The organism is Halobacillus sp. A5 (assembly GCF_024189315.1).
GTDB lineage: Bacteria > Bacillota > Bacilli > Bacillales > Halobacillaceae > Halobacillus_A.
Window position 1 is genome coordinate 206905 of the sequence record NZ_JAIZEO010000003.1, and the last position, 13853, is coordinate 220757.

The 13853-nt window shown below is 46.0% G+C and carries 11 protein-coding genes and 1 pseudogene; all 12 read left to right on the forward strand.

The genetic code is table 11. The features are described 5' to 3' along the window. Window positions 1-207 precede the first annotated feature (207 nt). The 12 genes and pseudogenes from nagE (at window position 208) to mngA (ending at window position 13848) form a co-directional block, all read left to right on the forward strand. A complete protein-coding gene (gene nagE / locus LF822_RS12890; protein ID WP_253924476.1) occupies window positions 208-2130 on the forward strand; it encodes an N-acetylglucosamine-specific PTS transporter subunit IIBC in 1923 nt (640 codons plus the stop codon). Between the two features lie 54 nt (window positions 2131-2184). Next, complete coding sequence (nagA, locus tag LF822_RS12895; RefSeq protein WP_253924477.1) at window positions 2185-3369, forward strand: N-acetylglucosamine-6-phosphate deacetylase; 1185 nt, start codon at window positions 2185-2187, stop codon at window positions 3367-3369. After that, window positions 3366-4112: a glucosamine-6-phosphate deaminase gene (nagB, locus tag LF822_RS12900; RefSeq protein WP_253924478.1), complete on the forward strand. Its 747-nt coding sequence runs from the start codon at window positions 3366-3368 to the stop codon at window positions 4110-4112. The genes nagA and nagB overlap by 4 nt, the downstream gene beginning before the upstream one ends. Before the next feature lie 3 nt (window positions 4113-4115). Further along, window positions 4116-4841 carry a GntR family transcriptional regulator gene (locus LF822_RS12905; protein WP_253924479.1) on the forward strand — a complete coding sequence of 242 codons (726 nt, stop codon included), beginning with the start codon at window positions 4116-4118 and terminating at the stop codon, window positions 4839-4841. A gap of 13 nt (window positions 4842-4854) precedes the next feature. Then, the gene (locus LF822_RS12910; protein WP_253924480.1) at window positions 4855-5571 is read left to right on the forward strand and encodes a sugar isomerase domain-containing protein; all 717 of its coding nucleotides are present in this window, start codon (window positions 4855-4857) and stop codon (window positions 5569-5571) included. A gap of 203 nt (window positions 5572-5774) precedes the next feature. After that, a complete protein-coding gene (locus LF822_RS12915) occupies window positions 5775-7520 on the forward strand; it encodes a sensor histidine kinase (RefSeq protein ID WP_253924481.1) in 1746 nt (581 codons plus the stop codon). Further along, window positions 7517-8242, forward strand: a complete 726-nt coding sequence (locus tag LF822_RS12920; RefSeq protein ID WP_253924482.1) for a LytR/AlgR family response regulator transcription factor — start codon at window positions 7517-7519, stop codon at window positions 8240-8242. Before LF822_RS12915 ends, LF822_RS12920 begins: the two co-directional genes overlap by 4 nt. A 139-nt stretch (window positions 8243-8381) precedes the next feature. Continuing rightward, window positions 8382-9824, forward strand: a complete 1443-nt coding sequence (locus LF822_RS12925; protein ID WP_253924483.1) for a carbon starvation CstA family protein — start codon at window positions 8382-8384, stop codon at window positions 9822-9824. Window positions 9825-10012: 188 nt separating this feature from the next. Next, window positions 10013-10588: pseudogene (locus LF822_RS12930) on the forward strand (DMT family transporter); the annotation flags it as partial. 132 nt (window positions 10589-10720) lie between these two features. After that, entirely contained in the window at window positions 10721-10930 is a 210-nt protein-coding gene (locus LF822_RS12935; protein WP_253924484.1) for a hypothetical protein, read from the forward strand. 116 nt (window positions 10931-11046) lie between these two features. Then, window positions 11047-11766 (forward strand): MurR/RpiR family transcriptional regulator, encoded by a 720-nt coding sequence (locus tag LF822_RS12940; protein WP_253924485.1) that lies wholly within the window; start codon window positions 11047-11049, stop codon window positions 11764-11766. A 132-nt stretch (window positions 11767-11898) separates the two neighbouring features. Next, window positions 11899-13848, forward strand: coding sequence for a PTS 2-O-a-mannosyl-D-glycerate transporter subunit IIABC (gene mngA, locus LF822_RS12945; RefSeq protein ID WP_253924486.1), 1950 nt, complete (start codon window positions 11899-11901; stop codon window positions 13846-13848). The last annotated feature ends 5 nt before the right edge of the window (window positions 13849-13853 follow it).

The following is a 13853-nucleotide window of genomic DNA, read 5'->3' on the forward strand; positions in this document are numbered from 1 at the left end:
TTCAGCACTGTTAATTTCTCAAGAGAGTAAAGTCAGGCAAAATGACCGGGATTGAAAATGAACATACTAAAAAGGTGTATTGGCCGCTTAGTTTGCGGCCCTTTTATTAAAATTTAATATTGGTATAGACAACTATATATCTAAATGGTACATTAATGTTATGAAACGTTTTCATATAAAAAAGACTACAAGAGGAGATTTGTCATCATGTTGAATTTCTTACAACGTATCGGGAAATCATTAATGTTCCCGATTGCAACTTTGCCGGCCGCTGCGCTGCTCGTGCGCCTTGGCATGGATGATATGCTCGATATCCCGTTTGTAACAGCTGCGGGTAATGGGATCTTAGAGAATCTGTCGTTGATTTTTGCAATCGGGATAGCGATGGGATTTGCGAAGGATGGAAGCGGGGCCGCTGCTCTGGCAGGCGCAGTTGGTGTGCTCGTTCTTGAAGGTGGAATTAAGGGGATCAATGATGAAATCGATATGGGCGTATTTGCCGGTATTATTGCTGGTGTGATTGCCGGGATGCTCTATAACCGATATAACGATGTGAAGTTCCCAGAATTTCTATCCTTCTTTGGAGGAAAAAGGTTTGTACCAATTATTACATCTCTCGTTATGGTAATGCTTTCGTTTGCTTTTGGTTATTTATGGGTGTATCCGCAGTATATGCTGGATTCTACAGCCAACTGGATATTAAATTCCGGAGAAATTGGTGTTGGCGTATATGGGGTATTGAACCGTTTATTCATTCCGGTCGGGCTGCACCATGTGATGAACGCGGTTATCTGGTTTGACTTTGGAACATTTACGACAGGAAGCGGTGATACTGTCCGCGGTGAAATTAATCGTTTCTTAAACGGAGACCCTGAAGCCGGGTACTTCTTAGCCGGGTTCTTCCCGATTATGATGTTCGGTCTGCCGGCTGCTTGTTTAGCAATGTATGCGGCAGCGAAAAAGCACCGTAAAGCTGCAGTGGGCGGGATGTTTTTAAGTATAGGTTTAACGTCGTTTCTAACAGGAGTAACCGAACCGATCGAGTTCTCCTTTATGTTCTTGTCTCCGTTGCTGTATTTTGTCCACGCATTACTGACCGGTGCAGCGATGGTCGTAACGTTTATGCTTGATATTCGTCATGGGTTTGGCTTCTCCGCTGGTTTAATTGACTTTTCTTTAAACTATGGAATTGCCCAGAATCCTCTGCTGCTTATTGTGGTAGGTCTCGTGTTTGCAGCGATCTATTTCGTTGTATTCTACTTCCTTATCATCAAGCTCAATTTAAAAACGCCGGGCCGTGAAGATGAGGATGACGATTTCGTAGAAGAAACCCAGGAAGTCGGGCAGCCGGGCGGGAAGACTGACGATCAAGATGTAAAAGCGTACCGCTACCTTGAAGCGCTGGGCGGAACCGCTAATATTCAATCGCTCGATTACTGTACGACACGTCTTCGTCTGCAGATGGCTGACCGTGGTCAGGTCGATGAGAAAGCACTCAAAGCCTATGGTGCCCGTGGTGTAATGAAGGTTGGAAAGCAGAACCTTCAGGTCATAGTCGGAACGTCGGTTGAGTTTTTGGCTGAAGCGATGAGAAAGCGGATGGAGACTGGAAATGAGCCGCTTCATGCTGAACAGGAAACAAAGGAAAATAACGTCTCCCAGCCTCATCGTTTTGTGAAAGAAGATGATTTTATTCTCCCGATTAACGGAAAGGTGATGAAGCTTGAAGAAGTACCGGACGAAGTATTCGCCCAGGGCATGATGGGTCCAGGGTTTTCCGTTGAACCGACGGGGAATACATTCCGCTCTCCTGTAAACGGCAAAGTGATACAGGTATTCCCTACAAAGCACGCGATTGGGCTTGAGATGGACAATGGCCTTGAGATTCTTATTCACGTAGGGCTCGATACTGTGAAGCTCAATGGGGAAGGATTTGAAACCTTAGTAGAGTCTGGTCAGTCTATTCAACAAGGAGACCCTTTACTGCGTGTCGATGTTGATTTTGTGAAAAAGAATGCCCCTTCTATTGTGACACCGATTATTTTTACCAATACTGAGGACGAGACCGTTACCCTTCATATAGAGGGTGAGCAGTCTGAAGGTCAGACTGGAGTAATCACGATTCAATAATAAGCAGGGGGGAGACTGGTGCTTCTCCCTGCATTGATAATAAGGAGTGAGACGATGGCAGGAAGCATTGAATGGAAGAATGTAACATTAGTCACCCCGGCAGAAACGATTGACTCGGGGTTTCTGAAAGTGAAGGATGGTAAGATTACGGCCATCTCCCGGCAGTCAATTGGCGGGGCTGATGTCACTATTGATGGAAAAGGAAAGCGCTGGAGCCTTGTTCCAGGGTTTATTGATGTTCACATCCACGGCGCAGATGGTCATGACGTCATGGATGCCAGTAGAGAAGCGTTACGAGGAATGGCGGCTGTGCTGCCTGCGGAAGGAACGACGAGTTTCCTTGCCACCACCATGACTCAGGCAAAAGAAGCGATCTCTAAAGCCGTGAAAAATGTCGGGGAGTTCATGAAGAATGATCAGGCAGAAGGTCAGGCTGAAATATTAGGGATTCATTTAGAAGGACCTTTTATTTCAAAAAATAAAGCAGGCGCACAGCCTGTTGATCACATTACCCTTCCTTCAATCGAGCTTTTTGATCAATGGAATGAGCAGTGCGGCGACCACATTCGTCTCGTGACACTGGCTCCGGAAGTTGATGGAGCCGCGGATTTTATAACCCATATTAGTCAAAAAGGCATCGTAGCATCGATCGGTCACAGTGATGCCACGTTTACACAGGTAACTCAAGCGGTAGATGCCGGGGCACGTCACGTCACGCATCTGTACAATCAAATGAGCGGGATGCACCACCGCGAACCCGGCGTCGTCGGGGCTGCTTTGTTGAATGACAAACTGATGGTCGAAATGATTGTCGATCACGTGCATGCGCGTCCGGAAGCAGTGCAGCTTGCCTATCACCATACGCATGCGGAGAGGACTATTTTAATAACGGATGCGATGAGAGCAAAGTGTCTTCCTGAAGGGGCTTATGACCTGGGGGGCCAGCAGGTGGATGTCAAAGGGAAGGAAGCGCGGCTTGCGGACGGGACATTAGCCGGCAGTATTTTAACCCTGGAAGAAGCTGCAGGTCACATGAAGCAGAATGCAGATGTTACGCTTGAGGACCTCGTACGGATTACATCGACGAACGCCGCAAAGCAGCTCGGTGTTGACGACCGCAAAGGAAGTCTTGTGGAAGGCAGGGACGCAGATTTAGTTTTGTTAGATGAAGACTGGCGCGTCATTATGACCGTCTGCCGGGGTGTTGCAGCGTACGACAGCAGGGAGGATCTAGAATGAACATCATCATCACGAAAGACTACCAGGAATTAAGTGAGAAAGCGTGTGAGCTCATCGAACAACAGGTCAGTAAGAAGCCGGACTCTGTTCTCGGTTTAGCAACCGGAGGATCTCCGCTTGGTACGTATCAGGAAATGATTAAAGGGTTCAGCAGCCGGGGAGTGAACTATGAGAAGGTAAGAACACTCAACCTGGATGAATATATCGGATTGGACAAAAACGATTCACAAAGCTATCATTTTTTTATGAAGAGTCATTTATTCGACTACATCAATGTGAATGCTGACAACACCTATATTCCGAATGGCAAAGCGCCGGACCTTGATACAGAATGCGAATTATACGAAAAGCTGATTGAAGATATCGGACCGCCTGATCTGCAGCTGCTTGGGGTAGGGCAGAACGGCCACATCGGGTTTAACGAACCAGGCACGTCATTTGAGAGCGAAACGCATATTATCGATTTAGAAGAGTCCACACGCCAGGCGAATGCACGTTTTTTTGATTCGCTTGAGGATGTACCAAAGCAGGCCGTTACGATGGGCATCCGCTCCATTCTAAAAAGCAAAAGGATCGTTGTGATTGCTTCCGGCGAACGTAAAGCAGAAGCAATCCGGCAGATGCTGAAGGAGGAACCGAATGAAAATATGCCGGCCTCCGCCTTGAAGCATCATAAACATGTTACGCTGATTGTAGATGAAAAAGCTTACAAAAAAGCAGGTCATGGAGAGGAGACCCAATAAACTATGGTTGATAAGAAGTCACCACTCCCGATGTATTATCAGATTGAAGAGGATCTTAAACAGCGCATTGCCAATCAGGAATACAAGACATCCGACATGATCCCCTCCGAACGAGAGCTGTCAGAAGCCTTTAAGGTGAGCCGTATGACAGTCCGACAGGCGATTACGAATCTGGTGAACGAAGGAGTCTTATATCGTGAAAAAGGCAGAGGAACCTTTGTAGCTGAAGAGAAAATTGAACAGCCGCTGCAGGGGCTGACCAGTTTTACCGAAGATATGAAAGCGCGTGGTATGGAGGCAAGCAGCAGGCTGCTGACCTTTGAAGTCATGCGCGCGCCTTCTGACATTTCCCGTAAGCTCGAGATTGGGGAAGAAGCGGCTGTTTACAAAATCCAGCGTATCCGCTACGCCGACCAAAAGCCGATGGCTGTGGAAACTAATTTTTTATCGGTCGACATGTTCCCGGATTTAAGTGAGGAGACTGTGCTCGGCTCATTGTACAGCTACGTTGAAAAAATGAAAAAACAGACGATCGGTAAAGCCCATCAAATGATTGAAGCAACCACTGCGGATCAAAGCCTGGCGGACCTGCTGGATATTCCAGTCGACTCCGCCATTTTATCAATTGAACGTCACAGCTCTCTCTCAGACGGCACACCGTTTGAAGTCGTTAAATCGTCTTACCGTGCCGACCGCTATAAATTTATCAGCGATATTTACCGCACGTAAGGAGGTGGTTAGCGTGTCTTATTTATCAAAGGCTGCCGATCTGCTCCGGCAGTTAGAGCATTCCGGGGATCGCCGCGGTATCAGTACCGTCATTGCCGAAAAGCTTAAAGCCGGCGGCATCATTCATTTATTCGGCTGCGGCCACTCAAGTCTGCTTGCTCAGGAGCCTTATTACCGCGCGGGCGGTCTTGTACCCGTCCGTCCGCTTGTCATTGAACCCCTCTTGTTGAGCCAGGGTGCCGTGCAGTCAAGCATTGCTGAAAAAACGAACGGGTTCGTCCACGATTACTTAGCAGGTGAAGATATACGTGAAGACGATGTACTTATTGTCATTTCCACATCCGGACGTAACCCGGCACCGGTTGACGCAGCGCTGTTTGGTCAGGAGCAGGGAACTTACACGATTGGACTGTTGTCGATGGAGTATTCCAATGGCCAGCCTTCCCGGCACAATTCAGGTAAAAGACTGGAAGACGTAGTCGAGGCCGTCATTGATACGCAGGTGCCGGTAGGCGATGCGGTTTTAAATGAGGAAGGGATCGCTCAGTTTTTTGCCCCGCTTTCTTCAGTGGCTGGCACAGCCCTGCTTCAGGATCTGCTGGCGAAAACGATTGTGAGTCTTAAAGATATGGGGGAAGAACCGCCGATTTTTATGAGCGGAAACCTCGATGGAGTGGAGGAGCATAATCGCAGGTTAGTGGAACGGTATAAGGATCGAATTGAATTTTAGTTTATATGACGGGCACCACACATTCCAGCAAAGACTAATGTGTGGTGCTATTTTAATTTCTTCTGGGAGTTTTATGTATAAAGCACTGTTTCAGCAGAACGATGGCTGATTTCAGTAAAAATTCCGTTAGATTCTTTCATTTGTATGAAACGTTTTCAAGCATGCTACAATAGAAGCAAAGAGATGGGGAAAGGGCGGGAAAGATGTTCGAATTATTTCTCCCAATGCTGGAGCGCCTTGGTATTATTGTAACCGTTGCTTTCATTATTACAAGATTTCGATTCTTTCGGGAGCTGATCGACCGTAAGGCCTTAAATCCTGGACAGCAGGTTATGGCGATCGGGTTCTTCGGGGTGTTCGGAATGATTGGTACGTATACAGGAATTACATATGACCCAAGCTCTGTCGATTTTGGAAGATGGGCGATGGACTTAGGAGAGTCAGAAGCAATTGCTAATTCAAGAGTCATTGGAATTGTAGCTGCTGGACTTTTCGGCGGTTACCGGATCGGTATCGGTGCCGGCTTGATCGCAGGCATCCACCGCTTTTCGCTCGGAGGCTTCACGGGATTTGCCTGTGGAGTTTCTGCAGTTGTTGCCGGTGTACTCGCTGGTTTTTTTCATAAAAAGGATAAGCCGCTGAAGCTTAAGACAGCCCTATTGATCGGCGGACTTGCCGAGACTGTGCAGATGGGGATTATTTTAGTTGTATCCAAGCCGTTCCCGCGTGCATGGGAGCTTGTCCAGGATATCGGTCTGCCGATGATTATCGCGAACGGAGTGGGATCTGCCCTCTTTTTACTGATTATAAGGAATGTCCTCAACGAAGAAGAAAAAGCAGGGGCACTGCAGGCACAGAAAGCTTTAAAGCTGGCAGAATCGACGGTCGCTTATTTAAGAAAAGGATTAACGAAGGATTCGGCTCAAAAAGCCTGCCAGATCATTTATGAGAAAGTGGATGTAAGTGCGATTTCGATGACCGATCAAGAAAAAATTCTTGCCCATGTCGGCCAGGCAGATGAACACCACCAATCTGGAGAAAATATTCAGACGCATGCTACGAAGGAAGTCATCCAGCAGGGGACAATGATTGTGGCAAGCCACAACGATATTAATTGCAGCCACCCGGACTGTCCGCTTGGAGCCGCTGTAATCGCTCCATTAAAAAAAAGACAGGAAGTTGTCGGCACCCTTAAGTTCTATGTACGTTCAGAAAAAGAGATTTCCAATGTTCTTCTTGAGCTGATTCAGGGACTGAGTTCCCTGCTTGGGCAGCAGCTGGAAATTGCAGAAGCAGAGAAAGCGCAGGAACTGGCAAGAGAAGCGGAAGTTAAAGCACTGCAAGCTCAAGTCAATCCACACTTCTTATTTAATTCCTTGAACGTAATTGTCTCCTTGACCCGTACAGAGCCGGACCGGGCCCGCTCGCTGCTGATTGCGTTGTCTAAATTTTTCAGGCAGAACCTTGGAGCCACAACGAAGACGTGGACTTCGCTTCATGAAGAATTAAAGCATGTTAAAGCTTACTTGATCATTGAAGAAACACGTTTTGTCGACAAATTAAGAATAAATTACGAGATCGATGATTCCGCTCTTTCTGTAAAAATTGCGCCCCTTACTTTACAGCCGATAGTCGAAAATTGTATTAAACATGGGGTTAAAGATAAGGAAGAAAATTGTGAAATCACGATACAAGTTCGCGACCTTGGCGATATGGTGCGGATTGCTGTCATCGATAATGGCAGCGGCATCACAGCTGAGCGCTTAGCTTCTCTTGGGGAAAAGGAAGTACACTCTGAACAAGGTACAGGCCTGGGTCTTGTAAACGTAAATAAACGATTAGAGCATATGCATGGAGAGAAATCCAAACTCCAAATTGAAAGTAAACTCGGAGATGGAACGACCATTTCATTTGTTATTCCGCATAAAGGAAAGGAGGTATCCGCGTGATGGGATCGATACAGGCACTGATTGTCGATGATGAACGCTTCAGCAGAGAAGAATTAATCTATTTGCTCCAGTCGTATGATTCGATCCTCATTGCAGGCGAAGCGGATTCCGGGGAAAAAGCGATTATGAAAGCCATCCAGCTGCAGCCAGATGTAATCTTTTTAGATGTGGAAATGCCGAAAATGAACGGGATGGAGGTTGCTAAATCTGTTCAGGAATTGAGAAAAGTGCCTGCCATCGTTTTTACCACTGCCTATCCAGATTTCGCTGTGGAAGCTTTTCGTCATGAAGCGGTCGATTATTTGTTGAAACCGTTTGATGAAGAACAGCTGGGAGATGCTATCGCCCGCCTGGAGAAGAAGCTGCAGCCTGTTGAAACCACAGTCTCTCGACCCTCTAAATTGGCCGTTGAAGGGGACGATGAGATTCATTACCTTAGTCCTGCGGATATCTTGTATGTGTATAGGGAAGACCGGCTCACGAAAATCGTAGGCAAAGATCATGTGTACGAATCGAAGTGGACATTAAAACAAGTGGAAGAGCGTCTGAAAGGATTTTCTTTTTTCCGTATTCATAAGAGCTATCTCGTAAACCTCCAGTATGTAGACCGTTTGACCCCGTGGTTTAACGGAGCTTATCAGCTGGAGCTTAAAGGCCGAAACGAAAAGCTTTCGGTCAGCCGTAATTATGTCAAAGGGTTACGTAAACAGCTTGAATTGTAAAAAGCCGCCCTTTTTTGAGGGCGGTTTTTCTGCATGTTAGTTTATAAATTCGACATGTTAGACAAAACTCCTCATTTGTAAGCGCTATTTTGTTACATTCGTTGTAAGCGGTTACAAAGAATCGAGGGAGGAAGCTGTTGTGATTACGTTTCTTGTGAGTATTGCACTATTAATTATTGGTTATTTTACGTATGGTAAATACGTTGAGAAAACGTTCGGAGTGAATACAGATCGTCAGACTCCGGCTTATACGCACGGTGACGGTGTCGATTATCTGCCGATGGGGGAAAAGAAAAATGCTTTAATTCAGTTATTAAATATAGCCGGCGTTGGTCCGATTTTTGGTCCGATACTTGGAGCTTTATATGGACCAGTAGCCTTTCTCTGGATTGTATTTGGCTGTATTTTCGCCGGGGCGGTCCATGATTATCTAACGGGTATGATTTCCATCCGCAATCGCGGCGCCCACCTGCCAGAGCTTGCCGGCAAGTTTTTAGGAAAAGTAATGAAGCACGTCGTAAACGCCTTTGCGATTTTACTGCTAGTGCTGGTAGGAACAGTTTTTGTTACGGCGCCTGCCGACCTGCTGCATAACATGACAAGCAGCTGGCTGAGCCTGCCGATTATTATCGGAGCCATCTTTGTTTATTATATGCTGGCTACGATGCTTCCGATTGATAAAATCATCGGTCGGTTTTACCCGATTTTTGGAGCACTGCTTTTAATCAGTGCCATTGGTGTGGGAGCTTCCCTTGTTATTACAGGAGCGCCTGTTCCGGAGCTTACCTTAACAAACATGCACCCGGATAATGCACCGATTTTTCCACTATTATTCTTAACGATTTCCTGTGGTGCGCTGTCTGGTTTCCACGCGACGCAGACACCGATTATCTCAAGAACTACTCAGACGGAAAAACAAGGACGCCGTATTTTCTACGGTATGATGATTGCCGAAGGAATTATCGCAATGATCTGGGCAGCAGCAGCCATGAGTGTATTCAATGGTTCTGCCGGCCTTAATGAAGTGCTTGCCAATGGTGGCCCTGCCGGTGTTGTCAGCGAAGTTTCCATTGCTATGCTCGGAGCAGTTGGAGGAACACTTGCTGTTCTTGGGGTCATTGTACTGCCGATTACTTCAGGTGATACAGCGTTCAGAAGTGCCCGTATGATCATTGCCGATTATATCAAGGTTTCACAAAAGAAAATCGCGAGCCGTATTTGGATCGCCCTGCCGCTGTTTGTAATTTCCTTCGTGCTGACACGCATTGATTTCACTTTACTATGGAGATATTTCTCCTGGGCGAACCAGTCGACTGCCGTGATTGCACTATGGGTCGGTGCTATGTACTTGTTCCTGGCAAGGAAAAATTACTGGATCGCTGCGATTCCGGCAGCATTTATGACAATGGCTACGTTCACGTATATTCTAAATGCCCCGATCGGATTCGGTCTGTCGATGAACGTTTCGTATATTGGTGCTGCCGTCATTACCATTATTATTGTGAGCTCCTTCTTTATCGCTGCCCGCCGCGGCTTGAAGCAGAATATCCCGCTTGAAGAAGAGCTGAAGCCAACAGCCTGATGGGATGCTGCAGTCCGAACTATCAGAAGCAGGTGGAGCAAAAGGAAGCAGAGGTTAATCAAACGCAGAATGAAAAACTTCCTTTCTGGATGAAAATCATTAGTCTAACGGTTGTATTCCTAATGATTGGATATTATTGGATATAATAAAGTCATCCATCAGTTTACTAACTGATGGATGACTTTTTCATCGTTTACTTACTCTTACGCAAACAGACGATTTTCACTAAACAGGATATGATCACGGTTACGCTTACTTTACTTGGTACATTTTTATTACTTACGAACGGATCCGCTGAAGAATTATCGGTACCCGTCATCTCTGCTTTTTGGGGGATATTATCGGGGGTTGCTTTAGCTTTCTATACTCTATATGCAATCCCTTTACTTAGAACATATGATTCGCTTGTAGTAGTGGGCTGGGCCATGGTCATCGGAGGCACGGCGTTAAGTTTTTTACACCCCCCCTGGCAGGCGGACTTTTCAAACTTCACAGCGGAGATTTATTTGTATTTAATATTTATAGTCGTTTTCGGCACTATGTTCGCGTTTTGGTTTTACATTGAAAGTCTACAATATCTTAAACCTAAAGAAACTAGTCTAATTGGTAACTTAGAACCTCTTTCAGCCGTGTTAACTATGGTAGTCTGGTTAAAAGAGCCCTTTGGATATTATCAATGGCTGGGCACGGCTTGTATTCTGGGTATGACACTGCTGCTGGTCTTTACTAAGAAAACAGTTGAGGAAAGCAAAGAGAGGCGCTGAACAAACTTTGAGGACAATTACCATTTCTATAAGAAATTAGTAGAGAGCTAAGAAAAACAGGTATAATTTTTAAATACTCCGCCTACAATGAAACTATGAATCCTATTTATAACGAATAGAGGGAGAGATTCGATGAAGACTGCGGAGTATACATTAGCCGATACAGGATTACAATTGAGTAAACAAGAGATTCAGCAGCTGACTTATGAAGAGGAATACTGGTTTCTCAACGAAAAGTTTGTTCAGGCTATAAGAAATGTAGAAGCTTATTATCTGTCTCAATCGAAAGATACCGATGACCTCTATCGTCCTTATAAACCATCTAAATCTACTTTAGTTTAACAAGATTACTCTCTCCGAAACCGCTTTTGGATTCGGAGTTTTTTTGTGAGAAACGGGCTTCCCTTTAGGTCATGTTATAATAAAGCCATTAAACAGGCCTTCAATGAGGTGGACATATGAATTTAAAAGACAGAGCCCATAAATATGAGTACAAGCTGAACGATACCGACGATCAAATTATTGACTATATATTGGCAAATCAATTGACCGTCAAAGAGACTTCGATTCAATCACTGGCCAAATCCTTATACACTGTACCCAACACGATTACCCGTCTCTCAAAGAAACTCGGGTATGATGGATTCTCCCAGCTGAAAAACAGCCTAAAGGAAGAACAGGCTGCGCAGGAGGAGAATACCGCTCAGTTTAATATTCGTAAGACAGTGGAGCTCTTAGATGATGAAATGCTCGCAAGAATTGCAAGGAAAGTGAAGCATTCCGGCCACGTATACCTTTTTGGGGTAGGCGATACGGCACCGTTTTGTGAAATCATGTCGACGCATTTTAAAATCGGCGGGATGAATGCGGAATTTTTCCTGCACCGGCATGATGCTGTATACGCCATAAATCATGGCAGTAAGCAGGATGTATTGTTCTTAATCAGTATGTCCGGAGAGACGGAGCAGATTCTGGAGATGGCTGAGCTTGCGAAGGAAAAAGGTATTGCGATCATTTCTCTCACACATTTCGGCGCTAATACGTTGGAGAGAATGGCAGATTACCGTTTTTTCTTTTATTCACCTAAGCGGATGATGGAAAACTACAACATTTCTGATAAGACACCCGTAATGCTTGCGCTGCAGCATCTTTCGAATATTTTCTGGGAAACCACTTGATGTGTATAAATACACAGTTCAAGTGGTTTCTTTTTATAAAGCCGTGTACTTTTCACAAGAAAAGAAAGCGTTTACTTCCGCTGTGTTACATTGGTTTCAAATGAAAGGATCACTAGAGAGGAGGAACACGTAGTGAAATTACAACGTTTAACGTCAACGAGTTTAATTAGTGCGGACCTTTCGTTTTCTTCAAAAGAAGAAGCGATCCGTTATTTAGTTGATCAGTTATATAAAGAAGGAAGGCTTCATTCAGCCGATGATTTTTATGAAGCTGTTATGGAACGAGAGGCCATGTCTGCTACGGGTATGGAAGGGGGACTGGCGATCCCTCATGGCAAATCAACATCCGTCAAGCAGGCTGCATTTGCCGCAGCTACATTAAACACGCCGATTGAAGACTGGGAGAGTGTTGATGAGAATAACAAAGTCGAGCTTGTGATGCTGCTGGCGATCCCTGAGGATGAAGCGGGCTCCACGCACTTGAATTTATTGGCTGAATTAATGACCCGTATGGCCGACCCGGCTTATAAAGCCCGGCTGATGGCGGCTGAGAGTAGTGAACAGTTCTACGAGGCACTTGATCAGGATGAAGCGCCGGAAGCTGTAAGTGGGAAAGCCGATAAACTGATTCTGGCTGTAACTGCCTGTCCGGCAGGGATTGCGCATACGTATATGGCTGCGGAAGCTCTGGTACGTGCCGGGAAGGAGCTTAACGCTGAGGTTAAGGTAGAGAAGCAGGGATCTAATGGAATTGAAGATCGTCATTCGAAAAAAGATATTCGCCGGGCGGACGCGGTTATCTTTGCTGCAGATGTTGCGGTCAAAGACCAGGACAGGTTTGCCAGGCTGCCGCGGGTAACGACGTCTGTGGCTGCTCCTTTAAAAAATGCGAAAGGTATTATTGAAGATGCAATAAAGAAATCACGTGATCCATCTTTACGTGAAGAGGACGATGATGGGGTAGAAGACGAGGAACCGGAATCACGAACTTTTAAAGCAGAAATTAAAGATTCGATTATGACCGGGATCTCCTATATTATTCCGATCATCGTTGCCGGCGGAATGACACTCGCGTTTACAGTGTTGATCTCTCAGGCCTTCGGATTACAGGATTTGTATGAACAAGAAGGCTCATGGTTGTGGTTGTTCAGTCAGTTAGGCGGAGAAATGCTCGGCACCCTCATGATTCCAGTGCTAGCTGCCTATATGGCCTATGCGATTGGCGATAAGCCGGCATTAGGACCCGGATTTGCGGCAGGTATTGCTGCGAACTTAATTGAAAGCGGCTTCTTAGGCGGGATGCTGGGTGGTTTCCTCGCGGGTTATATCATTAAGCTTTTGAAAAAATATGTACAGACATCCGGCACGTTCTCCGGATTCGTCAGTTTCTGGCTTTATCCTGTCGCAGGTACGCTGTCGGTCGGGGCGATTATGCTGTTCGTTATCGGAGAGCCATTAGCCTTCTTAAACAATGGACTTATCAGCTGGCTTGAAGGATTGTCCGGAGGAAACGCGATTTTACTCGGAGCGATAATTGGCGCAATGGTTTCCTTTGATCTTGGAGGTCCCGTCAACAAAGCGGCCTACACGTTCTGTATTGGAGCAATGGCGAGCGGCAACATTATGCCTTATGCTGCCTTCGCTTCAGTAAAGATGGTCTCAGCGTTTGCTGTCACCGGAGCAACAATTGTAGCAAGAAACTTATATACTAAGCCCGAACGAGAAGTCGGGAAACAGACGTGGCTGCTAGGGTTAGCCGGAATTACCGAAGGTGCGATTCCATTCATGATCAACGATCCGCTGCGCGTGATTCCATCACTGATCGCAGGCTCTGCAGTCACCGGCGGAATCGTGGCTTACTTTGGCATCGGCTTAAACGTACCTGGAGCTGGGATTTTCTCCCTGGCGTTAGTCGAAGGACAACCGGTCTTCTTAGCTGCCAGCATCTGGCTGGGTGCAGCTCTGATCGGTGCCTTTATTTCCATGGTGCTGCTCATTCTGTCTAGAAAAAACAAACTGAAGCGACAGAAAACCGATATCGAAACAGAAGAACAAACACAAATGAAAACAGCTGTGAACTAAAGGAA